Raw genomic sequence first — 23,980 nt, 5'->3', positions numbered from 1 at the left:
GGCGAGGTCGGCGGAGGCGTTGGCGGAGGGGTCGGCGCTGCCGGGCCGGGCGGGGATCGGCCATGATGGGGGCAATCGCTTGACGAGGTCTTTCCACGGCCTCCGGGGCGTAACACGAGCGTAAAGAGCAGAGGTGAGACTGTCCCCATGGGCAAGCAGCAGCAGTTCGTGCTTCGGACGCTCGAAGAGCGTGACATCCGGTTCGTCCGGCTGTGGTTCACCGACGTGCTCGGGTTCCTGAAGTCGGTCGCGGTGGCGCCGGCCGAACTGGAGCAGGCCTTCGAGGAGGGCATCGGCTTCGACGGCTCGGCGATCGAGGGGTTCGCCCGGGTGTACGAGTCCGACATGATCGCCAAGCCGGACCCGACCACCTTCCAGATCCTGCCCTGGCGTTCGGAGACCCCGGGCACCGCCCGGATGTTCTGCGACATCCTGATGCCGGACGGATCGCCGTCCTTCGCCGACCCCCGGTTCGTGCTCAAGCGCACCCTGGAGAAGGCCTCCGCGCTGGGCTTCACCCCCTACACCCACCCGGAGATCGAGTTCTTCCTGCTGAAGAACCTGCCCGGCGACGGAACCGCGCCGATCCCCGCCGACCAGTCCGGCTACTTCGACCACACCCCGCGCGGGGTGGGCCACGACTTCCGCCGCCAGGCGATCACCATGCTGGAGTCGATGGGCATCTCGGTCGAGTTCTCGCACCACGAGGGCGCCCCCGGCCAGCAGGAGATCGACCTGCGCTACGCCGACGCGCTGTCCACCGCCGACAACATCATGACGTTCCGGCTGGTCATGAAGGAGGTCGCGCTGGAGCAGGGCGTGCACGCGAGCTTCATGCCCAAGCCGTTCTCCGAGCACCCCGGCAGCGGCATGCACACCCACGTCTCGCTGTTCGAGGGCGACCGCAACGCCTTCCACGAGTCCGGCGCCGAGTACCAGCTGTCCAAGGTCGGCCGGTCCTTCATCGCGGGCCTGCTCAGGCACGCCGCCGAGACCGCCGCCGTCACCAACCAGTGGGTGAACTCCTACAAGCGGATCTGGGGCGGCTCCCAGCGCACCGCCGGGGCCGGCGGCGAGGCGCCGTCCTACATCTGCTGGGGCCACAACAACCGCTCGGCGCTGATCCGGGTGCCGATGTACAAGCCGGGCAAGCAGGGCTCCACCCGGATCGAGGTCCGCTCCCTGGACACCGGCTGCAACCCGTACCTCGCCTACGCCGTCACCCTCGCGGCCGGCCTGAAGGGCATCGAGGAGGGCTACGAGCTGCCGCCCGGCGCCGACGACGACGTGTGGGCGCTGTCCGACTCCGAGCGCCGCGCCCTCGGCATCCAGCCGATGCCGCAGAACCTCGGCGAGGCCATCGACCTGATGCAGCGCAGCGAACTCGTCGCCGAGACCCTCGGCGAGCACGTCTTCGACTTCTTCCTGCGCAACAAGCGCCAGGAGTGGGAGGAGTACCGCTCCGAGGTCACCCCGTTCGAGCTGCGGAAGAACCTCCAGGTGCTGTAAGTCCCAGGTCAGAGCGCTTCTTTGGGCGGGTGGGAGCCCCGGGTCGGCGACGTCGTATCGCCGACCCGGGAGGCTTCTCACCCGCCCGGGGCCGTCTGTGGGCCGTCAGCGTTCGGATCGGTGGCCCATCCGAGCGTTTCGTAGAGCTTGTCCACGGCCCGGCGCGTGCGACCGTCACTGCTCGGCATCAGGTGCGTGTAGACCCTGAGGGTGAAACCCGGGTCGCTGTGTCCGAGGTACCCACTCAGCGCCTTCACGTTCTCGCCGGCGTCCAGCAGGACGGAGGCGTAGAAGTGCCGGAGGGCGTGCATGCCGTCCTCCCGGGACGCCTGGTGCCGCTTGCCCTTCTCGGGCGCCGGGATGATCCCGGCCGAGACGAGCGCGGGCTTCCACGCGTACGTGTTGAAGTCGCTCCGTCGGACGGGGCCGCCCTCCCCTCGGGAGAACAGCAGTCGCTTCGTGACCGGCGGCCCGTCCGGAGTCAGCCACGGCAGCGTGACCTCCACCGGCGGGAACGCCTCCATGTGGGCCTTGAAGACGTGTCCCACCCGCTCCGGGAGCGGCACGTCCCGCACCTTGCCACGCTTCGGCGGCGCGAACACCAGGCGTCCGCCGATGTCCTTGACCTGGTAGCCGACGTGGAGCCACCCCGTGTCGAACCCGATCTCGTCCACGGGGAGACCGAAGATCTCGCCCTGCCGCAGCCCGCAGCCCCCGCCGGCGTCGTTCATGGCCTGGTAGCGGTCGGGCAGCCCGGCCCGCACGGCGGCGACGCGGTCGGGCAACCACGGGCGCACCCGCCCCGGGGCCCTGCTCGGTGGGGTGACGGACCGGGACCGGCAGGGGTTCGTGGTCCGCAGTTCGTCCTCCACGGCCGCGGTGAAGATGCCGGAGACGTTCCCGAAGATGACGCGGCGGTAAGAGGAGGCGAGGACCGCATTCTCCAACTCGGCCAGCCACTCCCGGATGTGCGACGGGCGGAACGAGTCCATCGGGCGGGAGCCCAGGTAGGGGATCGCGTGCCGCCGGATCTGCGCGTCCACGGACGAGCGGGTGTTGAGGTCGGTGATCTGGGACTCCAGCCACTTCTCCGCGAACTGCCCGAAGGTGATGCGGGCGGCCTTGGGGTCGACGTACTGGCCGCGAGACATGTCGGCCTCGATCTCCGTCAGCCAGTTCTCAGCCAGCCGCTTCTGACGGTCGGGGAAGCTCTTGCTCTTCTCGGTTCCGTCGGGCCCGACGTAGCGGGCCCGGTAGCGTTTGCCGATGCCGTAGCGGTCGGTGCGCACGCGGCGGGGCTTGCCGTCGGGGCCGGGCTCGGTCTTGTACCAGCGGTCCTGGATGTGTCCGGCCATGGGTCAGGCCGCCTCTCGGCTCTGGTCCGCCACCCACTGGGCGACGGCGTCGGGGTGGTAGCGGAGGTGCCGACCGACCCGGAAGCCGGGCGGGCCGGTGCGCTTGCGACGCCACTGGTAGACGGTCTCCAGCGGGACCTTGAACAGCGCGGCGACGTCCTCGGGTTCGAGGTAGGTGGTCGGCAGAGGGCGGATGTTCGAGTCGACGCTCGTGTTGCGGCCCTTCGAGGGCATAGCGAAGCCTCCGCAGACGGGTACGGATGGTGGTTGCGATATGTAACGGACCCTGCGTGCGGGCGGGGATTGGGGCCGGAAAACGTCAGGGATGTCAGGGGAACTCTCTGACCTGCCGATATGGCGCCTGTCATGGCGTCAGGGATTGTCAGGGCTGTCAGGGATACTCGGTTATCCCTGACAGCCCTGACGTTTCCTGACAGGCCGTCCGGCGCCATTTGAGCTGGTCAGGGGTTTGCCCTGACATTCCTGACGGTTACGCGGACGTGTCCGTGTTCGTGAGGGTGCTCGCGGCCGGGTGGACACGGTAGGTGACGGCCTGGGGTCGGCCTCGCTGGCCGCTGGCGGGGGGCTGGTCGGTGCGGAGCCAGCCGTGTTGTTCGAGGAGGGCGAGGGCGGGTTCGACGTCGGCGACCTTCTTGAAGCGGCGGCTGCTGGCGACGGCGTCGTGGGCCTTGATGTGGGTGCGGTGGGTGCCGTCCTTCTTCGGCCGCTGAAGCCACTGGAGGAGGGCGTGGGCGTCCTCGGTGGCCGGGTCGGCGGCGATGAGGTCGAAGACGGCGAGGGTGTGGGCGGTGTAGTACTCGGCGATCTCGGCGGCGCGGTCGACGGTGGCGGCCTCGACGGGGGCGCGCCAGTCGCCGCCGACGTGGTCGGCGAGGTGGAGGAGGACCGCGATGCGGGCGATGTGGCCGACGAGCTTGCCGGCCCAGTCCTTGATGTGGGCGAGCGGCTCGTCAGGGCGGAGCTGGACCTCGAACTTCTCCTGCAGCTTCTCGACGGCGAGGTCCGCGGCCTCGGTCATCGTCACGGTGACCGGCTCCTCCAGGGCGGTGAGGGCGCGCAGGAGCGCGGACAGGCGGACGTCGTAGGTGGTGGCGACCGGCTCGGGGACGGGGGTGGTGCGGATCTTGCGGTAGCCGAGGTTGGACGGCGGGAGCGAGTACAAGAAGCGGGCGAGCAGGCCGCGGTCCCGCGCCCCGGGGGCGGCGCCGAGCTCCTGGAGGACGGCGGGTTGCGGGGTGACGCCGATGGTGAGCGCCGGCTTGTCGACGGTGGGCTGCTCGCGGGTGATCCGGTCGGCCTGGAGCCGCTCGCCCTTGTGGGCCTGGAGGAAGACTCCGAGGTTGGGCTTGCTGCTGTAGCGGCCGACGATGCTGTCGAACAGGTCGCCCTCGGGCGAGAGGGCGGCCAGACAGCGGTGGACGCCGAGCTGGTGGGTGACGGTCTCGGGGGTGATGTCCCCGGACAGGGTCAGCCGCGGGCTCGGCGGGACGACGATCTCGTCGGCCAGCATCCGGGCGCCGGAGATCTCGGCCACCAGGTGGGCGCGGTCGAGGTCGGGGTTCTTGCGGGCCTTGGCCATGAGCGCCTCGACCTCGGCGAGCGCGGTCTCCTTGGCGGTCTCGGCCTCGATGATCCGAGGCCGGGCCTCGGCCCGCAGCTCGTCCTCGACCCGGTAGACCGGGCCGGTCATGAACGCGAACACGTCGGACTTGCGGCTGGCGGGCGGCATCGCGCACACCAGGTAGAGGTTCGACTGCTCGCGCCAGCCGGGCCGGATCTCCACGCCCACCCGGCCGCCGGCGGCGGTCGACAGCGCGGCCAGGGACATGGTGGCGGCCATGTCGGCCGGGGTCTGGGTGAACTCCGCCACCGCCTCCACGTACGCGCCCACCCACCCGGGCAGGGCCTTGACGGGGAACGTGGGCAGGGCGCCGTGCGAGCCGAGCGGGACGGGGTCGAGCCAGGTCTCGCCGGAGGCGAGGTCCGCGAGGGCGGCGAGCGCGGCGGTGCGGACGGCGTCCAGGTCGGCCTGGTCGTCGCCGGCCATGTGGGCGAGGCGGCTGGTGGCGGTGTTGATGCGGCGGCGCTCGGCGGCCACGCGCACGATCTCGGCGTAGTAGTCGCCGTTGGCGGCGGTGGGGGTGGCCGCGATGCAGGTGTGCAGGTAGCTGGGCCCGCCGACGCGGGCCAGGTCGCCCTGGGCCCGCAGCACGCCGGCCAACAGCACCGGGTCGACCGGCCGTTCACCGTCGGCCATGCGGACGATGGTGCGCCAGATCGTCTCGTGCGCGGGGTGGTAGAACACGCTCGGGTCGCCGAGCTGGGCGGCCAGGGCCGGCACCTGGACGGGATCGAGCAGGGCGGCGCCGATGACGGCCTGCTCGGCGGCCTTGACCTCGGCGGGCTCGGGCCGGAACGGGATCACGTTCGGGGCGTACTCGGTGCTCAACGCGGGCTCCTTTCGTGAGGAGCGGGCGGCCCGAGCCCCGGGCGGGGTCTTCGGGCGTGGACCGCCCGAAGGATGGGAGGTCAGAGGTCGAGCTGGAGCTGTCCGTCGCAGACGGCGGCCGGGGCGGGGGGCAGCAGGGCGTCGAGGGCGGCCTGGTGGGCCGGGTCGCCGATGAGGCAGATGACGCGGCCGTCAGTGGTGACCAGCCATTCGCGGTCGGCGCGGATGAGGTCGGCGGCGGCCTCGCGGGTGGTGCAGTGGACGGCGCACTGGTCGTCGTGGTCGGTGCCGTAGGTGGTGGCGCAGACGTCGCAGACGGCGACGTGGCAGGTCACGAGCTTGATGGGCACAGGGTTCTCCCGGCGGTTCAGAGGTCGAACAGGGCGTCCGGCTCGGCGGCCGGGGCGGTGGCCTGCTGGGCCTTGGCAGCGGCGCGGCGGGCGGCGTCGTGGCAGTGTCGGCACCAGGCGGCCAGTTCGCGCTTGGGCAGGGCGGCGGCCTTGTGCGCGGGCAGCAGCAGGGCGGCGGGGTCGGCGGGTGCGGCGAGCAGGCTCACCCGGCTTCGGCCGTGCTTGGTCTGGTAGATGCCGTGGACGGCGTGGCAGCGCCCGCCGTCCTTGTCGTGGCTGCTGCCGCAGGTGCCTCGGCACTGGCAGCGGCCGGCAGCGGCGGCCATGACGGCCTGCCACAGTCCGCGGTTGTCGCCGAGGGGTGGGGTCCGGCTCACGACTCGTCCTCGTCGGGGAGCTGGTGGTGGTCGAGCCAGGCGAACGCGGAGGTGCTCTGGGCGCGGTGGTGGACGTCGAGGGCGGCGCCGGGAACGCTGCCGGGGTGAACGCGGGGGTCGATGAGGCTGGCGTACAGGCGGGTGCCGTGGTGCACACAGGCCTTGGCGCCGTCGCCGCGGCGGTCGAGGACGGTCACGGCGTCGCGCGGGCCCTCGCAGGGGCTGGCGTCGCCGAGGTGGGCAGCCTCGCAGCGGGGCTGCGGGCCGGTGCTGCTTTCGGGCATGCTGGAGTCCTCCGATCTCTGAAAGGGGATCGGGTCGCCCCGCAGCAACCGCCATGCCGGCCAAGGTCGACGGATGCTGCGGGGTTTCGTGTTGTTCGGAGCTGTCCGCCCGTTGGGTCAGTGGGCGGGCTTCAGGTCGATGACCATGGCGGTGGCGTTGTCGGCCCGGGTGGGGTCGGCGCGTACGGCGAGGTCGGTGATATGGCGGGCGACGGGGGCCGGGTTGCCCCGCCCGGAGGCGAGGGGGCGGGCGGCACCGGGATCGGCACAGAGCGTCAGCGGTCGGGGGTTCCGGTGGAGCAGGTCAGGGAGGTGGGGTCAGGCCTCCTGCTCGGTGAGCCCGTGGCGTCGCTCCCACTCGCGCCAGCAGCTGCGGACGAGGCTCTGGGTGACGGGGTCGGGGTCGTCCTGGTGGCGCTCGATGGCGGCGCACAGCTCTTCGTGGGTGAACTCGGGGAACGTCTTGCCGGCGGGCCAGCGGTCGGTCATGGCGGGGTGTCCTTCGCGTGGGTGGATCATGCGGCGGTGGCGGCACAAGGGGGCCAGCCCCTTCTGACAGGGCTGTAGTCGGGGGGTGTAGTCGGCGTGTAGTCGGGGCTGTAGTCGTGTAGTCGTCGCAGGTCAGGGGCTGGATGTAGTCGGCGTGGGCGGGGGCCTGGCCGGCCCTGGGGGAGCGGGGCGGGAAGGGGTCGTCCGGGCGCGGCTGAGCGCCCGTCGGCGGGCCGTCGGACGGGGGCTCAGGGGTGGCGTGGGGAGGGTGGTCTCAGGCGGCCTTGGGGGTGCGGTCGACGGCGGCCCGGGCGGCGGCCTGTGGGGGGAGGCTCGGGGAGCGGCGGAGGTGGGTGGCGAGGGAGGCTGCGGTGAACCCGGTGCTGGGGGTGCGGCCAGGCACCCGAATGTTGGGTTCGACGGGGAGGCCGGCGGCCCTGACGAGGGCGCCGAAATCACGCGCAGTGAGGGCCGGGTAGTGGCCGTGGCGCTGCAGGCTCTCCAGGGCCTCGGTGAGGTGGACGTGGCCGCGGCCGTCGTCGGTCTGCGCGCGCAGGGCGACCATGTGCTCGACGGCCGCGGTCAGCTGGGCGTCGGAGAGCCCGCGGGGAGCGGCCGGGGCGGGCGCGGCCGTGGACGTCTGGAGGGCGTACTCCTCCTCCTGGTCGTCGTTGCCCTCGCGGTCCTCGTCGTCCTGGTCCTCGTTCTCCTCCCTGGCCTGGTCGGCCCTGGCCTTGTTTTTGGCCTTGGGCTTGGCGGGGGCGTGGATGAGGGCGGCGATCCACCAGGCGCCGATTAGTAGGCCGATGCCGGGCTCTATCAGGGGGCGGGCGAGCGACCAGATCAGCGGGCCGCCGACGAGCAGGGTGACCGCGGCCGCGCCGGCGGCTTCCTTGAGCTTGCCGCGCTTCTCCGCGCGCCCGGCCTGGGCCTGCTCCAGGCGTATCTGGCGGGCCGTGACCTTCTCGGTCTCTCGGGCGCGGACCATCGCGGCCCGCTTGCTGGCATCGGCTTCCTTGGTCAGCTTCTTGGTGAACTCCTCGTCGGCCTCGGCGGCGGCGGTGGCCGCCAGTTCGTCCTGCCGGGCTTGGAGGGCGGCGGCCTCGGCGCGGCGCTCGCGTTGGGGCGCGGTGAGCCTGCGGACGAGGACGGGCGTGCCGGTGAGCAGGCCGGTGACCGGGAACGCGATGGTCGCGCCGACGTTGTGGGTGGGGAAGATCTTCTCCACGGGGCGGCCTCGCCTCAGCCGATGAACGCGGTGATCAGGCCGCTGAAGATGCTGGTGGGCAGGACCCACAGGCCCCCGGCGGCGGCGAACAGCGACGGGGCGATGGCGCCGCAGAGGGCGTCCTTCCAGGCCCTCGGCTTGAGGCCGAACACCGCGATGGTCAGTACGGCGGCGGTCGCGCCGACCTTCCACTCGCCCAGGGAGGCGTTGCCCTGGAAGGAGTCGGAGAGCTGCTGGCCGATGCCGGCGAACTGCTGGAACGCGGTGCCGGCGTTGGCGGCGAGCAGGCCGATTCCGAACGCCCAGTAGGGGACGTGGTCGTCCGCGACCTTGATCTTGTTCTTGCCCTTGACGCCGACGTAGAGGTAGAAGGTGGCGGCCGTGGCGGCGCCGCCGGTGCCCAGGGCGATGAGGCTGCTCATGATGGTCTCCTTGCCGGTGGGTTAGAAGAGGGCGGGGACGTTGCTCAGGAGCGGGCCGAGGCCCAGGGCGACGACCAGGCCGGAGGCGACCGGGACGCGCAGGACGATCAGGAGCAGCAGGGGCAGGGGCCTGGAGACCTCGGAGACGCGCATGCGGCCGCGGTCGCGGGTGTAGAGGTCGAGGCCCCAGCCGAAGGCCGCGGCGAGGGCGCCGACGGCCGGTCCCCCGGCGGAGAGCATCGGGATGAGGCCGATGCTGTAGCCGCCGATGGCGCTGATCGCGGTCAGGACGCACCAGCGGCGGAACCGGCGGTTGCGGTCGGAGGGGCCGGTGGCGCGGGCGGCGCGGCGCCGTGCGCGGCGGGCCCGGACGGCGGCTTCGCGCTGGTCGGCGAGTTTCTGCTGGCGGTGGCGGCGGGTGCGCTGGGCCGGGGTCTCACCGGCGTCGGCGTAGGCCTTGTCCTCCCGGGCGCGGGCGCGCCGCTTCTCGGTCTCGCGCTCGGTCTCCTCGCGGCGGGCGCGGTCCTCGGGGGTCTCGGTGAGCCGGTCCGCGAGCCGGTCGACCAGGGCGACGAAGTCGTCGCGACCGCCGCCGGGTCCGGGGACGAGGACGTCCTCGACGCGGTGGCGCTCGGCGCGCTCGGCGGCGGTCTCGCCGACCTTGGCGAACGCGCCGTCCATGCGGGCACGCTGGCCCGCGAGCCGCTCCTCGTACTCGACCTGCTCGCGGGCGGCGCGCTGGGCGGCGGTCTCGGTGAGGAGCTGGCCGATCTGGTCGGCGATCGCCGTGGCCTGCTCGGCGAAGATGGCCCGGGCCGGGGCCCAGAACGCGGCGGCGAGGTCCTCCACGGAGGGAGCCGCGGGGCCAGCACCGATAGGGACCGGGGTGTAGACGGTCGCCGGGGGGTGGGTCGGCTGCGGAGGGATGGTCCCCGCCTTGGTGAAGCTGACGCTGGGGCCGGCCTTGCGCCACGACTCGCGGGGGTCGGGGCCGGACGGGGGCGGGGGCGGAGGAGTGGTCACCGGTTCTCCTCCTCGCGGAGGGCCAGCAGGACGATGCAGACGAGAGCGAGCGCCGCGTCCCCCAGGATCAGGAGCAGGCAGATCAGATTGCCGATCACGTGTTTCTCCAGGTCAGGAGGGGGCGCACCTCGTGGTGTTCGGGGTGCGCACCCCTGGGGGGCGGGTCAGGAGGAGCGCCACCAGGAGCGGGGCGCGGGCGTGGTGTGCCAGGCGGTGGTGCTCTGGCTGGTGCGGTGGGCGTCGATCTGGCGCTGGCCCTCGCGGTCGGCGCGGCGGTTGGCGGCGGCCCGGCGCTGCTGGCCGGACTGCGGCTGCTGGCTACGGCGGAAGAGCTGCATCGGACTCCCCCTTCAGCGCTCGACGACCGGCTTGGCCAGGTCGCGGTGGGCGAGGTGCACGGTCGCGCCGGTCTTGCGGAGGCGCGCGGCGAGGGTCATGGCGACGGTGGCGGCCCGGTGCCGGCCACCCGCGCAGCCGGCCGCGATGGTCAGCGGCGCCTCGGCGGGCCCGGCGTCGTAGGCGTCGGCCAGCAGGGCGGTGGCGGTGATCAGCTCCCGGATGCCCGGGGTGCCGAGCACGGCCCGGCGCACCGGCAGATCATCGGCGGTCATGTGGCGCAGGGCGGGGTCGACGTGCGGGTCGCGGAAGTGGCGGCGCAGGTCGAGGGTGATGTCCGCGCTCGGCGGGGTGTCGTGGAGGTAGCCGAACGAGACAACGGTGATCGCGGTGAGGGCCATGGTGGCCGTCCCTTCGCAGGTCAGGCGGCGTGGGGGGTGTAGCCGGAGGCGATCAGCTCGGCGGCCTCGGTGCGGCGGCCGGAGGCGGTGGCGAGGGAGACGTCGAGGGTCTCGGCGATGGACTGGAGGGTGACGGCCTCGGGGGTGCCGCCGGCCGTGAGGATCATCCGGGCGACGCGGCGGGTGGCGCGGGCGGCGGGGGTCAGCCGGGCTGCATCCTCCGCTTCGACCGCGCGCAGCTCCGTTTCAGCGGCACGCTCGCGGGCTTCAGCGGCACGTGCCCGGGCCGCGCGCTCGGTCTCCTCGTGCTCGGCTTGGGCGCGCCGGGCGGCGGCCGTGTCGCGGTCGGCTTCGGCCTTGCGCTTGGCCGCTTCAGCGGCGCCCTCCTCGACTTCAGCCGCGCGCTTGGCCGTTTCAGCCGTGCGGAGGCGGGCCGCCTGAGTGGCCTCTTCGCCTTCGGCCTTGGCCTGCTCGTCGTCGGCCGCGGTGCGCTCCGTTTCAGCGGTGCGGGCGCGCGTTTCAGCGGCGGCCTTCTCCGCTTCAGCGGCGGCCCGGTCGGTTTCAGCGGCGCGCAGACGGGCGTCGGCGGCCTCCTGCTCGGTCGCCGCGGCGGCCAGTTCCTCCGTCGCCTGGTCGAGGCGCTCGGCGGCCTCGGCCTCCCGGCCGGCGGCCGCAGTGCGGGCGTGGGCGTGGGCCTTGGCGGTGGCGGTCTCGGCGCCGACCTCGTACCCGGCGGCCTCTACCCGGCCCGCTGTGCGGAGCTTGGAGATCTCCAGCTCGGCGGCGCGTGCCTCGGCCCGGGTGGTGGCCTCGGCATCGAACGCGGCCGTGCGCTCGGCCCGCAGCCGGGCGCGCTCGTCGGCCTCGGCGGGCAGGGCCAGGGCCTCGTCCACACCCAGTCCGAAGCGCTCCATGGTGAGGGGAAGTTGCTGGTCGGCGGGGGCCTTGTGCCAGTCGCCGTCGTGGTCGCGCTCCAGCATCACGCGGTAGACGAGGCGCTCGCGCTCCAGCTCGACCGCCCGGTCGTAGGAGGAGATGCCGTTCAGGCGCATCCGCCGGTACATCCGGAAGGCCGGCCAGGGGGCGAGGATCCAGCGGTGCAGTGGCACCGCGTCGCGGCCGTGGCCGGCTTCGATCCGGGTGATCCGGATGACCAGGCGTCGCCCGGCCTCCACGACCGCTACGAACATGACCGGGATCACGGCGTGCATCGCGGTGCCGGTCGGGTTCTTCAGCAGGGGGCCGGCGGAGGCGGCGTTGAAGTAGATCGTCGCGGCGGTGAAGGTGTGGGCCAGCAGCCGCAGCCAGGGCGCCGGGGCGCCCTTGCGGATCAGGTGCAGGTCCATGGCGAGCAGGGCCACGATCCCGGCGTCCACGCCGATGGGGAACGCGTAGCTGAAGTCCCCGAAGCTGTGCTTGAAGCCGAGGTCCTTCAGGGCGGTGTAGGAGCCGCTGAAGCCGATCCCAGCGAGGGCCGCGCCGCCGACGGCGGCGAGGATCGCCACGCCCAGCATCAGCTTGTCCGAAGCCACCGCCCGCGCCGCTGAAGCGGCGGGCCGTGGGGTTGAAGCGGCGGTGGCCGGGGTTGAAACGGCCGTCGGGGCGGACATGGTGGTCACGCGGCCACCCGCTCGACGCTGGCAGTGCGGCGGATCACGGCCGGGCGCCGCAGCGGCACCGGCGCCGTGCTCAGCAGGCGCTCGGCGTACGCGGCCAGCTCCGGGTCCTCCCGGCGCAGGTCCGCCAGGACGTCGGCCGCAGCGTCCATCCGGGCCTCGCGCTCGACCGCGCTCTCACCGGGCACCCCGGTGAACAGCCGGGTGAACTCCGAGTCCACACCGAGCGCCAGCTCCGCGAACTCGTCCTCGTCCAGGGCCGTCTGGCCTGCAACAATCGACCTCATGGGTCTACCTCTTCCTAGGTGGTTGGTGGGCCCGGCGGGGACGGCTCCTCTTCCGGCCAAGGACACGGGAGCCGTCCACCGCACAGGGCAGTAGGTGGGTGAGCTGCTGGTTTAGTGCTCCGGGACCAGTTCGCCGGTGCCGTAGCGGCGGGATCCGTCGGTGCACCGCACGATGTAGCGCTTGCCGTTGCGGAACGGGCTCCAGGTCTCGACCAGGCGACGCTCGTCCTCGCCGACCAGGACAAGCGCGTCCGTCGAGCGGGCGGCCAACATCTCGTCCACCAGGGCCTCGACGCGGCCGTTGCGGGTCCGGTCGACCACGCTGCCGCTCGTGCCACGGGTGAGGTGCGGGGCGACCTCCCGTGCCGTGTCGGTCAGGTGACCCATGTCCGGCGTGGGGCGCACACTGGCGGAGGCCTGCTGCTTCGGTTCGGTGGCGGAGACCAGGCAGGGGCTGCACACGGTGCCGCGGTTCGCCCGGTTCAGCTTCGTGCCGCAGGTGGTGCAGGTGCGCTTCTCTTCGGGGGCGATCCGGGGCGACGACGCGGCATCGGCCAGAGCCGCCACGCCGACCGCCAGGATCGTGCGCCACTCCTGCTCGCCGATCTCGCCGGTCCACTGCGGCGCCTGCGTCCCGGTCAGACGACCGATCCGGCAGGCCACCGCGCGGCGCCGACGCTCGGCTCCCTGTGCCTCCGCCACCCACGCACCCGCCGACATCCGGCGGGAACCACAGGTCAGCGACGCCACGCGGCGGGCGTAGGAACGACCGGTCACGGTCCGAGTGGCTGCGGTACGGGGCGTGGTGTGCATGGCGAAGCCTCCTGAGCAGACAGGTGGAGCATCACGGCAAGAACGGCGCGTTCGCGCAGCTCAGGGCAGCCCAAAGAAGGGCTGCGAGTTCGCCCGCCTCGCCATGCGAGACATGTTGAACATGTCCCTTACGATGCCGAGAAGCGGACGCTGCGTCAAGTCCTTCGTTTGGTTGGGTCGGAGATGTCCGACCGCGCATCACTAGAATCGGCGCCCCGGCCGCGTCGGAACACGGCGCGTCTGGACGGCTACGATCCGACTTCGCTACGGTCAAGTCGTCCCAGATCGTCCAAGCGCCGCAACGTCGTCCAGGGGAGGGCGAGATGGCCAACGAGAGGCTGCGAGGAGCGATCCTCGCGAGCAAGTTGACGATTGAGCAGATCGCCGAGCGGCTAGGAACGAGCCCCCGAACGGTGGAGCGGTGGGTGGAGGCGAAGGACGGCCGGCGGCCCTACCGGCGCTTTCAATACGCGCTCGCCAACCTGTTGCAGCGAGACCTGTCGGAGCTGTGGTCGGACGAGCAGACCAGCAGTGCGACCGCCGAGGCCGGCCGCGCGGAGCTGGTGAAGCTCTACCCCCACCGGGCCGTCGTACCAAAGGAGTTGTGGACCTCGCTCTACGCGAAGGCCACGCGTCACTTCGACCTGGTTGTCTATGCGGGCTTCTGGCTCTCGGAGGATCCGCTGTTCTTCCGGCTCATCCGGGAGAAGGCTCAGGCTGGCGTGCCCGTACGGCTGACGCTGGGCGATCCTGAGTGCCCTGGAGTGGCTCAGCGCGGCGAGGACGAGGGGATCGGGCCCGCCATGGCGGGCAAGATCCGAAATGCGCTGGCCAACTACGCCCCGCTGTTCGGGATCCCCGGAGTCGAGTTCCGGCTCCACGCGACGACGCTCTACAACTCGCTCTACCGCGCCGACGACGACCTGCTCGTCAACGGACACGTCTACGGAGTGGGGGCCTACCTGGCCCCGGTCCTGCATCTCTCCCAGGTGCCTGGCGGAGAGCTGTTCAGCACCTACGCGGCGAGCATCGAGCGCATCTGGGAGAGCTCCCGGATCATCACCTCGCCCCAGCTCGAAAGTGAGGCCGCAGCATGAGCCGGATCGACTACTTCCATGACCCAGCTGCCCCGCCGGCGAACTCGGTCGTGCCGTCGGTCACCGCAGTGGTGACGGACGGGGCGGGACGGCTGCTGCTGATCCACAAGACAGACAACGACCTCTGGGCGCTTCCCGGTGGCGGGCACGACATCGGGGAATCCGTGGCGGACACGGTGATTCGCGAGGTGCGCGAGGAGACCGGAATCGACGTCGAGGTCGATTCCGTCGTCGGCCTGTACACGGACCCCGGACACGTCATGGCGTACGACGACGGGGAGGTCCGGCAGCAGTTCTCCATCTGCTTCAGGGCCCGGCCTGTCGGTGGCGACCTGCGGACGAGCTCGGAGTCGAAGGAGGTCCGCTGGGTAGACCCGGCGGACCTCGATGACCTGGACATTCACCCGTCCATGCGACTGCGGATCCGGCACGGCCTGGAGGCCGCCCGCGTTCAGCCGTACATCGGTTAGGCGGTGGCGCGGGCCTGCAACAGTCGGCCTTCGACCCGGCGTGCGGCCGCGTCGATTTCCGGCTCAGCGCGGCGGATGAACCGGCCGACGACGCTGTCAGGCCCGTACCTGCCCACGATCTCCGCGATCCGGTCGGGCGTCGCCGTCGGCGTGCCGTCCGGCGTGGTGGTCATGTCGCAGTAGATGAGCGCGTCCACCAGGTGCGGCTCCTCCAGGGGGAACTCCTCCTCCAAATCGCGCCGCAGCCCCCGCTCCTCCGCTTCGAGCAGCGCGCACGAGTGATGGGCGACCAGCCGCACGACGCGCTCGTCCACGTTCTCGGCGCGCAGGAACCGCGCGCCGTCGAGCGGGTGGAAGCCGGTGTCGGCGATCCGCGGCGAGTAGCCGACGTCGTGCAGGACGGCGGCGGACTCCAGCAGCTCGGCGTCCGGGCCGAGGATGCCGGCGAGGGTGCGCGCCTTGCTGGCCACTCCTTTGGAGTGGGACCAGCGGCGCGGCAGGTCGGTGGACAGGAGGGACTCGGCAAGCTCGTAGGCCCACACGGTTGTATCTGCTCCTCGGTCGTGGTGGTCAGGCGTGATCGGCGGGAAGGGCGCGGACGCGTCGGCCCCTTCCAGGGCGCACTTCGAGAACGCCGGCGCCCTCCAGTTGCGCGAGGGCTCGCCGGACGGTGCCTCGTGCAGCGCCGGTCGTCTCGCTGAGTTCCTTCTCGGAGGGGAAGTCGGCCCCGATGTCGAGCTTCCGGACCAATGCGGTGAGCTGGTCGAGCACCGGGACCTTGGGCTCGGCGCCCACGACGACCCATCCGGCTCCTGGGCGCGACTTGATGAGGCCCTTGGAAGCAAGGGATTCGAGGGCCCGACGCACTGTCGTGCGTCCAACGCCGTGCGCCTCCATCAACCGGGCTTCGGAGGGCAGCGACGTCACTGGGGAGTCCCCGCTGATCTCGGTCTCGATCGCGTCGGCGATCCGCAGGTAGGTACCGCGCGGGCTCCGCTCGGGCACTAGCCGCTCCCTTCTCTAGGCAGATACCTAGCCAGGATGAACGATCGCGAGGGGTAGCTGCCAGCCTCTGGGGCCCCCGTCCACGGGCGACAGCTTCCCAAGCTGTGGTCGGGCCTGCAGCATGCGTATAGATCTTCTCTACGAGTTCAAGGGCGCGCACGGCGCGCCAGCGCGCGGCCCAGCCGCTCGCCGCCGCTCCTGTCTTCGCCCCGCTCCGGCGGCGGCCGGCCGCGCAGGGCGGCTGAGGTCAGAACCTGCGGTGGCTGGGGCGGGCGGCTCCGCGGTTTTACCCACCTCTCCGGACCGGGGCCCGCGTCGAGCAAGACCGGGGGCCCACTCGGCCAAATTGCGGTCAGGCCCAAAAGCCCTGACCGAGTCGCAATAGCTTACGGCCCCCCGATCATGCTCGACCCCAGACCGGACAGGGCACCGGCCAAAACCGCTCCACCGCCCTTTTCAGCTTCCTCTAGAAGAGAGAGATCTCAGAACAGACCAGGCGGCGGGGGTATTTCACTGGTTTCGGATGTCGCGCTTGGCGCTCCTCCACCCGTGAACTTACGCCAGGCCGCCGACGCGCCCCCCTTATTCGGAACGCGCTCAATTTGGCGAGCTTCGGCAAGCCTCAGGAAGATGCTCTTTACTTTATTCTCCGAGCCGATTCCGGTGACTTCTCGCACCTGCTTATTGGTGATTTCATCATGGGTTTCAAGAAGCTCCATAATGAGCTCCTCCGGCGTTCCGAGTTTCTGGTGTCGGATCTCGACCAGGACTGAGTTCTCGGTCTGATGAATTACCGGATCCTTGAGTCGGAGCTTCTTCATTGCGGCAAAGGCGGTATTCAGCCCCTCGCCCACATCCTTGTTTGGCGGGTCGGGGAACTTGTTGATCAGGCGTACAATGGTGCCGTTTCGGGAGAAGCGTTCGGCTAGGATGTTTTGAACAGTGATATGGGCTGGAAGGGATCCCGGGCTCTCTACCTCTACGCGATTGTCGAAAACCCTCACGTGCACGTCATCGGCGATTCCGTAGTCTCGGTGAAGAACCGCGTTTGTGATGATCTCATGCAACGTCTCGACAGGGTAGACAATCGGCTCCAGGCCCTCCGGTCCCAGTACGCGAACCTGCTCGATGATTTCTACGGTGCGCTCTACCGCGTCATGAATCTGGTCGTAAAGGCAACCTTCGATGGTGAGCGGGTTGAAGGCCAGATTCTCACGAGACCCCTGCTCGTCGGTGGTCTTGTATCGGTAGATCTTGATGGCTGAGCGCTTAGGGAGGGCCACCTGTGGTTCGTCGGAGTAGAGAAGGAGAGCGGCTACGGTGGGCTTGCCGTCCTGGATGAGGAGCTGCTTCCTGAGCCAGGCTGTAGGCTCCGCGCTTGGCACGACATCGAGCATGAACCTGATTATGACCTCAGAATTTGAGATCAAGTCAAGAGGGGCGGCAACTGGTTCTGTCTCGAAAGAAGTGAGGCCCTTGTTTCGACGTAGGCGATCGAGGTGTTCGGGGGAGGTGTACGGTACGCTCTGGGAGCCGCGCCGAACATAGACCTTGCCATCCGAGGCAGTCATGACCTGACGGGTCTTCTGGATGGTTACATGAAGCACCAGGCCCGAATTCCCCTGCGGGGCCTGAAGGAACTCGTAGGAGAAGTCCTGGCCCAGCGGGAAAAGGTTGTCAAAGACCAGGATGTGAGGGTTTGCCGCCTCGGCGTCTGAGAATCCTCGCCATGCTCGAATATTCTTCGATTTATCGATTTCATCGATCCCAATATAGAGCTCCCCTCCGTCTGCGTTGGCAAATGCTGCAATTGCCTTCGTGAGCTTGGAGGGGGCAATTTCAATTGCCTTGAGATCAGCGAAGTGATTCTCTTCGAGCTGGAGAATCTTGGAGACGTCTGCGGCGGTCACCGGCAGAACCTGGATCGACATGGATGGATTCTTCCACAGCTACACCCGAGGCGACCGGAAGATTGCGAGATGGGCTCTGTGTGACCGTGGTGCCCCGCTGCCCGCCGCCGGGAGGCTGGGTGCCCCTGGGTGGTCAGTGGTTGATGGTCTGTAGATCTGCTGATGCCGGCGCCGTGGATGGCGCTGTGCCACTGGCGTGCCAGATCGGGCGGTACGTGGCGGTCAGTTGCGGGCGCTGGCGGGGTGGTGACCGGGGAGCGGGCAGGTCGGGCGGGGTGCAGGTCAGGGCGAGCAGTCGGGCGCTGCTCTTGTAAAGCAGTCATCCGCTTATGGGCCGTCTGTGGGCCGTCCGGGGGCGGCCAACGGCGACCAACAGCACCCACCAGTGGCCGCCTCGCGGCGGGTTTGCATCGGCTGATCCATGCTGTCCTGGGGCAGCATCAGTTCCTGCGCAACAAGCGCCAGGAGTGGGAGGAGTACCGCTCCGAGGTGACCCCCTTCGAGCTGCGCAAGAACCTCCAGGTGCTCTGAGCGGGTGACGGCCGCTCCCAAACCGTCGTCGGCCCGCTGTCGTCCGAGAGGAGGGCAGCGGGCCCTCCTATGGGGTGGATCTGTGGCGGATCGCCGCACCGGTGGCGGAATGTGATGCGCATGTGACGGAGCGTTGTGATCCGATTGGTCCGATTGTTCGTTCCATCCTGAAAGAGGATCACATGATCTCCTCCGTCAGCCGCGCCGCCTCCGCCCGCCTGCTGGTACGCCGGACCTGCGTGGTGGGCGCCGCCTTCGCCGCCGTCGCCGGTCAGCTGCTGGCCGCCCCGACCATCGCCGACGCCCGCGGTTCGGGCACGGCCTCCGGGCCGGACGCGGGTGCCCAGCACGCGAAGCGCGCGAAGCACCGGGCCCTCACGATCTCCGAGAACCAGCTGCCGTTCACCACCCGCTTCGAGGGGGACTTCCACGGCTCCATCACCCGGATCAGCAACTCGCTGATGACCTGTGACGAGACCAAGGCGCCGCTCGACCCGGAGCAGCCGTCCTGCCTGGACGCCCGCAAGGGGCTCGGCACGAGACCGATCAACAACAAGTACGAGATGAAGTACATCAACATCGACCCGGGCTCGGTCGGCCCGCTCGGTGACGCGATCTACTCCGCCAGCTCCGCCGACCTGGGCCTGATCGACGGCTCCAACGTCAAGTACGCCCGGCTGTACTGGGGCGGCACCCGCGGCATCGACGACGTCGTGCTGCCGGAGAACCAGATCGACGAGGTGTACCTGAAGGTCCCGGGCGAGGCCCAGTACCGCAACATCGCCAACGACCAGCCCTCCATCGGCTACATCACCACCGACGTGGAGAGCAGCTACCAGGCCTCCGCCGACATCACCGACCTGGTCAGGCGGGCCGGCAACGGCACCTACACCGTCGCCAACATGGACTCGGTGGTGAAGCCGCACAGCTGGGGCGGCTGGACGATCGTGGTCGCGTACGAGAACGACTGCAAGCCGTACCGGCACCTCCACCTCTGGGACGGCTTCAAGGTCGAGCTGCCGGACAGCCCGCCGCGCGAGTTCGACCTCACCGGGCTGCGGACCCCCACCAGCGGCCCGGTCGCCGGCAAGCTCGGCTTCGTGGTCTACGACGGCGACCTCAAGTGGACCGGCGACACCCTCGCCATCAAGTCCACCAACGGCCCGCAGGCGCTCTTCACGGACGTCAACCACGCCTCCAACGACGCGTTCAACTCCACCATCGAGGAGCTGACCCCGGCCGACCAGTTCGTCCGCACCCCGTACAACCGCAACAACTTCGGCTACGACTCCAACCGCTGGGACATCTCGCCGTTCCTGCGCAACGGGGACACCGACATCAAGGTGCTGTTCGACACCGACAAGGACGGCTACGACCTGGGCGTCTTCTACGCCTACGTCAACCTGGACGGCTCCGCCGAGAGCTGATCCCCCGTCGCGCCCCGGCGCCGCTGCCGCACCACCCGCACCGAGCGGGGCGGCAGCGGCGCCGCCGTGTCCCGGCCCCGGGGCGCACCGCGCAGCAGTCGTTCGCAGGGACGCTCCACCCAGCGGTACAGCCCGCCCGCGGCGGCCAGCGATCCGCCGGCCAGCAGCAGCCAGACCCCGAGCGCCGCGGCCCCCGGCGCCGGGCGGCCCTGGACGGACAGCCAGCAGCGGATGCCGATCTCGTGCACCAGGTACCAGGCGTACGACCACTCGCCCAGCCGGACGGCCGCGCGGCCCGCCAGCAGCCGGGGCGCGCTCCCGGCGGCGTCCCGCCGGGCGGCGGCCGCCAGCAGGGCGGCGAACAGCGGGGCGGGGAGCAACTGGGAGGCGCTGTACGGGCCGTACCAGAGGGCATCCGGGACGGCCGCGTGCCAGGGGACCAGCAGCAGGTGCCAGAGCGCCACGGCGGCGGCCGCCGGGAGGAGCCCCGGCCGCCGCCACCGCGCCCGGGGGAGCGCGCCGTGCCGCACGGCCAGGCCGGTGACCACGCCGAGGACGAACTGCGGGGTCCGGGTCAGCGGCAGGTAGTCCAGCAGCCAGCCGCGCACCGTCGGGTCGGCGGGCAGCAGGGCGCCGGCCGCCCAGAGCACCGGGCCGAGCGCGGCGCACAGGACGGCGAGCGGCAGCCAGGCGCGCCGGCGCGGGGCCAGCAGGCGCAGCAGCGGCGGGAACAGCAGGTAGAACCAGGCCTCGGCGCCCAGCGACCAGGAGGCCGGGTTGCCGCCGTACACGGTGGGCAGCGCCCAGGGGTGCACCAGCGCCAGCGACCAGAGCGCGGCCGCCACCGGCAGCACCGCGCCGATCGCGGCGTCGGCGCCCAGGGACAGCGCGGTGGTCAGGGCGTGCAGCGGCCAGATCCGGGCGAAGCGGCGGCGGGCGAAGGTCCGGGCCCCGGCCGGAGCGGGCGGGGCCCCGTACGTCCAGGCCAGCACGAAGCCGGAGAGCACGAAGAAGAACGTCACTCCCGAACGGCCGTACCAGGCGAGCGGGCCGAGCAGCGGAAGCCCGCCCACCTTGCGGGAGAGGTGGTAGAGCACCACCAGCAGGGCCGCCCAGAAGCGCAGCCCGGTGAGCGAGGGCAGGCGGGCGGGGCCGGTCGGGGGCATCGGCGCTCCGGGCGGGGAGGAGAACGGCGGGCAAGGGTGACGACGGGGGTGCGGGCCGGCGGACCAGCGGACCAGCGGGCCGGCGGGGCTGCGGGCCTGCGGGGACTGCCGTGGCGCCCGGGTGAACGAGCGGGGCGGGGACGAGGTCACGCCTACGGCGGTCGAGCGGACGGCGCTGTCCACCCGGTGGGCGCGTCCGGCGGCGGGCCGCCCGGGCGCGTAGCCTGCGAGGGCGTGTCGGACACGCCCCTGGGCCCGTCCCGGATCCCGCCGTTCGCCCGGAGGGCGGGCTCCGCGCAGGCGGGTGCGAGGACGGTCCGCGAACGGACGGAGGGGTCGATGGCGGTCGAGGAGCAGCGGGCCGGGAGCCGGTTCAGCCGGCCGGAGAACCGGCTGGTCCGGCGCGGGTTCACCGACCCGGCGCGGGCCGTGCGGCTGTTGGAGGGCCCCGGGCTGGAGGGCCTGGCCGACGACCCGCTGCTGCTGGACGCGCTCGGCGCCACCGCCGACCCCGACCTCGCGCTGCTCGGCCTGGCCCGGCTGCTGGAGGCCGCCGACGAGACCGACCGGCACACCCTGCGCGACACCCTCACCACCTCCAAGCCGCTGCGCGACCGGCTGCTCGGCGTGCTCGGCGTCTCCACCGCGCTCGGCGACCACCTCGCCCGGCACCCGCACGACTGGCACGCGCTGGTCACCTTCGAACTGCGCGACATGCACCCGGGACCGGAGGACTTCCGCCGCGCCCTCGCCGACGGTGTCCGGGCCGAAGGCCACGGCGGGGCCCTCGGCCCCGCGAACGCGCTGCGGGTCGCCTACCGCCGCTGCCTGCTCGCCATCGCCGCCCGCGACCTCACCGGCACCACCGACCTCGCGCAGACCGCCGCCGAACTCGCCGACCTGGCCGGCGCCACCCTCCAGACCGCCCTGGACCTCGCCGCCGAGCAGGATCCGCAGGCCGCCGCGGCCTGCCGGCTCGCCGTGATCGGCATGGGCAAGTGCGGCGGCCGCGAGCTCAACTACGTCTCGGACGTGGACGTGGTCTTCGTCGCCGAGCCGCGCGAGGGCGTGGACGAGCAGGAGGCGGTCAAGGCCGCCACCCGGCTGGCCGCCGCCCTCACCCGGCTGTGCGCGGACACCACCGGCGAGGGCACCATCTGGCCGGTGGACGCCAACCTGCGCCCCGAGGGCCGCAACGGCCCGCTGGTGCGCACCCTGGCCAGCCACCTCGCCTACTACCAGCGCTGGGCCAAGACCTGGGAGTTCCAGGCGCTGCTCAAGGCCCGCCCGGTCGCCGGGGACGCGGAGCTCGGCGCCGCCTACGTCGAGGCGCTCGCCCCGATGGTCTGGCAGGCCGCGGCCCGGGAGAACTTCGTCGCCGACGTGCAGCAGATGCGCCGCCGGGTGGTCGACTCCATCCCGGCCACCGAGCTGGACCGCCAGCTCAAGCTCGGCCCGGGCGGGCTGCGCGACGTCGAGTTCTCCGTCCAGCTGCTCCAGCTGGTGCACGGCCGCACCGACCCCGCGCTGCGCAGCGGCAACACCCTGGAGGCGCTCGCCGCGCTCTCCCGCGGCGGGTACGTGGGCCGCGCGGACGCCGCCTCGCTGGACGCCGCGTACCGCTTCCTGCGCTCGCTGGAGCACCGCATCCAGCTGTACCGGCTGCGCCGCACCCACCTGATGCCCACCGCGGACGAGGACCTGCGCCGGCTGGCCCGCTCGCTGGCGGCGCTGATCAACGACGACACCCGTGCCGACCCGGTGGCCGCGCTGCAGCGCGAGTGGAAGCGGCACGCGATGGAGGTCCGGCGGCTGCACGAGAAGCTGTTCTACCGGCCGCTGCTGGACGCCGTCGCCGAACTGCCGCCGGGCGCCACCGGGCTCAGCCCGGAGGCGGCCCGGGCCCGGCTGGAGGCGCTGGGCTACGCGGACCCGGCGGCCGCGCTGCGGCACCTCAGCGCGCTCGCCTCGGGGGTGAGCCGCAAGGCCGCGATCCAGCGGACCCTGCTGCCGGTGCTGCTCGGCTGGTTCGCCGAGTCCGCCGACCCGGACGCCGGGCTGCTCAACTTCCGTCAGGTCTCCGACGCCCTCGGCCGCACGCCCTGGTACCTGCGGCTGCTGCGGGACGAGAGCGCCGCCGCCGAGCAGCTGGCCCGGGTGCTGTCGGCCGGGCGGCTCGCCCCCGACCTGCTGCTGCGCGCCCCCGAGGCGGTGGCCATGCTGGGCGACCCGCAGGGCCTGGAGCCGCGCGGCCGGGCGGCGCTGCAGTCGGAGATGCTGGCCGCCGTCGGCCGGGCGGGCTCCACCCACGCCGCGGTGGCCGCCGTCCGCTCGGTGCGCCGCCGGGAGCTGTTCCGCACCGCCGCCGCGGACGTGCTCGGGCGGCTGGGGGAGGACCCGGCCGAGGCGCTGGACACCGCGGGGGAGGCGCTCACCGCGCTCAACGCCGCCGCCCTGGGCGGCGCGCTGCGCGCCTGCGTCGCCGGCTGGGAGGCCGAGCACGGGGACCTGCCGACCCGGATCTCGGTGATCGCGATGGGCCGCTTCGGCGGCCACGAACTGGGCTACGGCTCGGACGCGGACGTGCTCTTCGTCCACGAGCCGCTGCTCGGCTCGCTGGAGGAGGAGGCGGCCCGTGCCGCCCAGGCGGTCTGCCACGAGCTGCGCTCCCAGCTGGGCGCGCCCTCCACCGAGCCGCCGCTGCTGGTCGACGCCGACCTGCGGCCGGAGGGCCGCAGCGGGCCGCTGGTGCGCACCCTCGCCTCGTACGCGGCGTACTACCGGCGCTGGTCGCACGTCTGGGAGAGCCAGGCGCTGCTGCGGGCCGAGCCGGTGGCCGGGGACGAGGAGCTGGGCGCGCGGTTCCGGCAGCTGATCGATCCGCTGCGCTTCCCCGGCAACGGGGTGCCCGAGCGGGACCTGGTGGAGATCCGCCGGATCAAGGCGCGGATCGAGGCCGAGCGGCTGCCGCGCGGGGCCGACCCGACCACCCACACCAAGATCGGCCGGGGCGGGCTGGCGGACGTCGAGTGGACGGTGCAGCTGCTGCAGCTCCAGCACGGGCACGAGGTGCCGGCCCTGCGCACCACCCGGACCAGGGCGGCACTGGCGGCCGCGGTGGCGGCCGGGCTGGTCGGGCAGGAGGACGCCGAGGTGCTGGACGCGGCCTGGGTGCTGGCCTCGCGGGTGCGGGCGGCGGTGATGCTGGTGCGCGGGCGGCCCGGGGACAGCTTCCCGGGGGAGGCCCGGGAGCTGGCCGGGGTGGCCCGCTACCTCGGGTACGGCTCCGGGCACAGCGGCGAGCTGCTGGACGACTACCGGCGGGTCACCCGGCGGGCCCGGGCGGTGGTGGACCGGCTGTTCTACGGCTCCGGCTGACGGCTCCGGCCGGCGGCGCGAGCCGGCGGCATCGGC

Annotated in this window: 25 protein-coding genes; 6 read left to right on the top strand and 19 right to left on the bottom strand. The window is 71.9% G+C overall.

All coding sequences use genetic code 11. The features are described 5' to 3' along the window. Positions 1 to 147: 147 nt before the first annotated feature. Positions 148 to 1,509, top strand: a complete 1,362-nt coding sequence (locus tag ABZ449_RS25430; RefSeq protein WP_360350061.1) for a glutamine synthetase family protein — start codon at positions 148 to 150, stop codon at positions 1,507 to 1,509. Between the two features lie 77 nt (positions 1,510 to 1,586). On the opposite strand, the gene ABZ449_RS25425 is transcribed toward ABZ449_RS25430, so the two are convergent. The 15 genes from ABZ449_RS25425 to ABZ449_RS25355 all read right to left on the bottom strand — a co-directional run bounded on the left by ABZ449_RS25425 (position 1,587) and on the right by ABZ449_RS25355 (position 12,849). Continuing rightward, positions 1,587 to 2,864: a site-specific integrase gene (locus ABZ449_RS25425; RefSeq protein WP_360350058.1), complete on the bottom strand. Its 1,278-nt coding sequence runs from the start codon at positions 2,862 to 2,864 to the stop codon at positions 1,587 to 1,589. Positions 2,865 to 2,867: 3 nt separating this feature from the next. After that, a complete protein-coding gene (locus ABZ449_RS25420; RefSeq protein WP_360350055.1) occupies positions 2,868 to 3,098 on the bottom strand; it encodes a helix-turn-helix domain-containing protein in 231 nt (76 codons plus the stop codon). Between the two features lie 256 nt (positions 3,099 to 3,354). Continuing rightward, complete coding sequence (locus ABZ449_RS25415) at positions 3,355 to 5,334, bottom strand: DUF3987 domain-containing protein (RefSeq protein WP_360350053.1); 1,980 nt, start codon at positions 5,332 to 5,334, stop codon at positions 3,355 to 3,357. Between the two features lie 80 nt (positions 5,335 to 5,414). Then, entirely contained in the window at positions 5,415 to 5,684 is a 270-nt protein-coding gene (locus tag ABZ449_RS25410; protein WP_360350050.1) for a hypothetical protein, read from the bottom strand. Positions 5,685 to 5,701: 17 nt separating this feature from the next. Then, on the bottom strand, positions 5,702 to 6,061 hold the full coding sequence (locus tag ABZ449_RS25405; protein WP_360350047.1) for a hypothetical protein: 360 nt from the start codon (positions 6,059 to 6,061) through the stop codon (positions 5,702 to 5,704). Next, positions 6,058 to 6,345, bottom strand: a complete 288-nt coding sequence (locus ABZ449_RS25400) for a hypothetical protein (protein ID WP_360350045.1) — start codon at positions 6,343 to 6,345, stop codon at positions 6,058 to 6,060. Before ABZ449_RS25400 ends, ABZ449_RS25405 begins: the two co-directional genes overlap by 4 nt. Before the next feature lie 318 nt (positions 6,346 to 6,663). Further along, positions 6,664 to 6,834 (bottom strand): hypothetical protein, encoded by a 171-nt coding sequence (locus ABZ449_RS25395; RefSeq protein ID WP_360350042.1) that lies wholly within the window; start codon positions 6,832 to 6,834, stop codon positions 6,664 to 6,666. A gap of 274 nt (positions 6,835 to 7,108) precedes the next feature. After that, on the bottom strand, positions 7,109 to 8,062 hold the full coding sequence (locus tag ABZ449_RS25390) for a hypothetical protein (protein ID WP_360350039.1): 954 nt from the start codon (positions 8,060 to 8,062) through the stop codon (positions 7,109 to 7,111). Between the two features lie 14 nt (positions 8,063 to 8,076). Beyond that, positions 8,077 to 8,484 (bottom strand): hypothetical protein, encoded by a 408-nt coding sequence (locus ABZ449_RS25385; RefSeq protein ID WP_360350036.1) that lies wholly within the window; start codon positions 8,482 to 8,484, stop codon positions 8,077 to 8,079. 21 nt (positions 8,485 to 8,505) lie between these two features. Continuing rightward, positions 8,506 to 9,507, bottom strand: coding sequence for a hypothetical protein (locus tag ABZ449_RS25380; protein ID WP_360350033.1), 1,002 nt, complete (start codon positions 9,505 to 9,507; stop codon positions 8,506 to 8,508). Positions 9,508 to 9,671: 164 nt separating this feature from the next. Beyond that, entirely contained in the window at positions 9,672 to 9,845 is a 174-nt protein-coding gene (locus ABZ449_RS25375; RefSeq protein WP_360350030.1) for a hypothetical protein, read from the bottom strand. A gap of 12 nt (positions 9,846 to 9,857) precedes the next feature. Continuing rightward, a complete protein-coding gene (locus ABZ449_RS25370; protein ID WP_360350027.1) occupies positions 9,858 to 10,244 on the bottom strand; it encodes an RNase adapter RapZ in 387 nt (128 codons plus the stop codon). Positions 10,245 to 10,264: 20 nt separating this feature from the next. Next, a complete protein-coding gene (locus ABZ449_RS25365) occupies positions 10,265 to 11,776 on the bottom strand; it encodes a DUF2637 domain-containing protein (RefSeq protein ID WP_360350024.1) in 1,512 nt (503 codons plus the stop codon). A gap of 83 nt (positions 11,777 to 11,859) precedes the next feature. After that, positions 11,860 to 12,147, bottom strand: coding sequence for a hypothetical protein (locus ABZ449_RS25360; RefSeq protein ID WP_360350021.1), 288 nt, complete (start codon positions 12,145 to 12,147; stop codon positions 11,860 to 11,862). Between the two features lie 111 nt (positions 12,148 to 12,258). Beyond that, positions 12,259 to 12,849, bottom strand: a complete 591-nt coding sequence (locus ABZ449_RS25355; protein WP_360350018.1) for a hypothetical protein — start codon at positions 12,847 to 12,849, stop codon at positions 12,259 to 12,261. Positions 12,850 to 13,283: 434 nt separating this feature from the next. On the opposite strand from ABZ449_RS25355, the gene ABZ449_RS25350 reads away from it, so the two are divergent. Further along, positions 13,284 to 14,057: a helix-turn-helix transcriptional regulator gene (locus tag ABZ449_RS25350; RefSeq protein WP_360350016.1), complete on the top strand. Its 774-nt coding sequence runs from the start codon at positions 13,284 to 13,286 to the stop codon at positions 14,055 to 14,057. Further along, positions 14,054 to 14,527 carry an NUDIX domain-containing protein gene (locus tag ABZ449_RS25345; protein WP_360350013.1) on the top strand — a complete coding sequence of 158 codons (474 nt, stop codon included), beginning with the start codon at positions 14,054 to 14,056 and terminating at the stop codon, positions 14,525 to 14,527. Before ABZ449_RS25350 ends, ABZ449_RS25345 begins: the two co-directional genes overlap by 4 nt. On the opposite strand, the gene ABZ449_RS25340 is transcribed toward ABZ449_RS25345, so the two are convergent. The 3 genes from ABZ449_RS25340 to ABZ449_RS25330 all read right to left on the bottom strand — a co-directional run bounded on the left by ABZ449_RS25340 (position 14,524) and on the right by ABZ449_RS25330 (position 17,463). Continuing rightward, positions 14,524 to 15,069: an HD domain-containing protein gene (locus ABZ449_RS25340; protein WP_360350010.1), complete on the bottom strand. Its 546-nt coding sequence runs from the start codon at positions 15,067 to 15,069 to the stop codon at positions 14,524 to 14,526. The two genes, ABZ449_RS25345 and ABZ449_RS25340, sit on opposite strands and share 4 nt — an antisense overlap. A gap of 28 nt (positions 15,070 to 15,097) precedes the next feature. Beyond that, positions 15,098 to 15,532, bottom strand: coding sequence for a GntR family transcriptional regulator (locus ABZ449_RS25335; RefSeq protein ID WP_360350007.1), 435 nt, complete (start codon positions 15,530 to 15,532; stop codon positions 15,098 to 15,100). Between the two features lie 482 nt (positions 15,533 to 16,014). Beyond that, positions 16,015 to 17,463, bottom strand: coding sequence for an ATP-binding protein (locus tag ABZ449_RS25330; protein WP_360350004.1), 1,449 nt, complete (start codon positions 17,461 to 17,463; stop codon positions 16,015 to 16,017). Between the two features lie 384 nt (positions 17,464 to 17,847). Here ABZ449_RS25330 and ABZ449_RS25325 point away from each other — a divergent pair, with 384 nt between their 5' ends. Continuing rightward, entirely contained in the window at positions 17,848 to 17,973 is a 126-nt protein-coding gene (locus tag ABZ449_RS25325; RefSeq protein WP_360350002.1) for a glutamine synthetase, read from the top strand. Positions 17,974 to 18,155: 182 nt separating this feature from the next. After that, a complete protein-coding gene (locus ABZ449_RS25320) occupies positions 18,156 to 19,400 on the top strand; it encodes a hypothetical protein (RefSeq protein ID WP_360349999.1) in 1,245 nt (414 codons plus the stop codon). Here ABZ449_RS25320 and ABZ449_RS25315 read toward each other — a convergent pair. Then, positions 19,367 to 20,566 carry an acyltransferase gene (locus ABZ449_RS25315; RefSeq protein ID WP_360349996.1) on the bottom strand — a complete coding sequence of 400 codons (1,200 nt, stop codon included), beginning with the start codon at positions 20,564 to 20,566 and terminating at the stop codon, positions 19,367 to 19,369. The genes ABZ449_RS25320 and ABZ449_RS25315 overlap by 34 nt on opposite strands. A gap of 339 nt (positions 20,567 to 20,905) precedes the next feature. Here ABZ449_RS25315 and ABZ449_RS25310 point away from each other — a divergent pair, with 339 nt between their 5' ends. Then, complete coding sequence (locus tag ABZ449_RS25310; RefSeq protein ID WP_360350090.1) at positions 20,906 to 23,944, top strand: bifunctional [glutamine synthetase] adenylyltransferase/[glutamine synthetase]-adenylyl-L-tyrosine phosphorylase; 3,039 nt, start codon at positions 20,906 to 20,908, stop codon at positions 23,942 to 23,944. Positions 23,945 to 23,980: the final 36 nt, after the last annotated feature.

Source organism: Kitasatospora sp. NPDC005856 (assembly GCF_040629945.1).
Classification (GTDB): domain Bacteria; phylum Actinomycetota; class Actinomycetes; order Streptomycetales; family Streptomycetaceae; genus Kitasatospora.
Note: the sequence above shows the minus strand (reverse complement) of the source record. Positions and strands in the feature narration are given on the sequence as shown.

What these genes read in the sequence shown, in the direction of transcription:
- ABZ449_RS25430 (WP_360350061.1), top strand. Translation starts at nt 148, where the DNA reads ATGGGCAAGCAGCAGCAGTTCGTGCTTCGGACGCTCGAAGAGCGTGAC.
- ABZ449_RS25425 (WP_360350058.1), bottom strand. Translation starts at nt 2,864, where the DNA reads ATGGCCGGACACATCCAGGACCGCTGGTACAAGACCGAGCCCGGCCCC.
- ABZ449_RS25420 (WP_360350055.1), bottom strand. Translation starts at nt 3,098, where the DNA reads ATGCCCTCGAAGGGCCGCAACACGAGCGTCGACTCGAACATCCGCCCT.
- ABZ449_RS25400 (WP_360350045.1), bottom strand. Translation starts at nt 6,345, where the DNA reads ATGCCCGAAAGCAGCACCGGCCCGCAGCCCCGCTGCGAGGCTGCCCAC.
- ABZ449_RS25395 (WP_360350042.1), bottom strand. Translation starts at nt 6,834, where the DNA reads ATGACCGACCGCTGGCCCGCCGGCAAGACGTTCCCCGAGTTCACCCAC.
- ABZ449_RS25385 (WP_360350036.1), bottom strand. Translation starts at nt 8,484, where the DNA reads ATGAGCAGCCTCATCGCCCTGGGCACCGGCGGCGCCGCCACGGCCGCC.
- ABZ449_RS25375 (WP_360350030.1), bottom strand. Translation starts at nt 9,845, where the DNA reads ATGCAGCTCTTCCGCCGTAGCCAGCAGCCGCAGTCCGGCCAGCAGCGC.
- ABZ449_RS25370 (WP_360350027.1), bottom strand. Translation starts at nt 10,244, where the DNA reads ATGGCCCTCACCGCGATCACCGTTGTCTCGTTCGGCTACCTCCACGAC.
- ABZ449_RS25360 (WP_360350021.1), bottom strand. Translation starts at nt 12,147, where the DNA reads ATGAGGTCGATTGTTGCAGGCCAGACGGCCCTGGACGAGGACGAGTTC.
- ABZ449_RS25350 (WP_360350016.1), top strand. Translation starts at nt 13,284, where the DNA reads ATGGCCAACGAGAGGCTGCGAGGAGCGATCCTCGCGAGCAAGTTGACG.
- ABZ449_RS25345 (WP_360350013.1), top strand. Translation starts at nt 14,054, where the DNA reads ATGAGCCGGATCGACTACTTCCATGACCCAGCTGCCCCGCCGGCGAAC.
- ABZ449_RS25330 (WP_360350004.1), bottom strand. Translation starts at nt 17,463, where the DNA reads ATGTCGATCCAGGTTCTGCCGGTGACCGCCGCAGACGTCTCCAAGATT.
- ABZ449_RS25320 (WP_360349999.1), top strand. Translation starts at nt 18,156, where the DNA reads ATGATCTCCTCCGTCAGCCGCGCCGCCTCCGCCCGCCTGCTGGTACGC.
- ABZ449_RS25315 (WP_360349996.1), bottom strand. Translation starts at nt 20,566, where the DNA reads ATGCCCCCGACCGGCCCCGCCCGCCTGCCCTCGCTCACCGGGCTGCGC.
- ABZ449_RS25310 (WP_360350090.1), top strand. Translation starts at nt 20,906, where the DNA reads ATGGCGGTCGAGGAGCAGCGGGCCGGGAGCCGGTTCAGCCGGCCGGAG.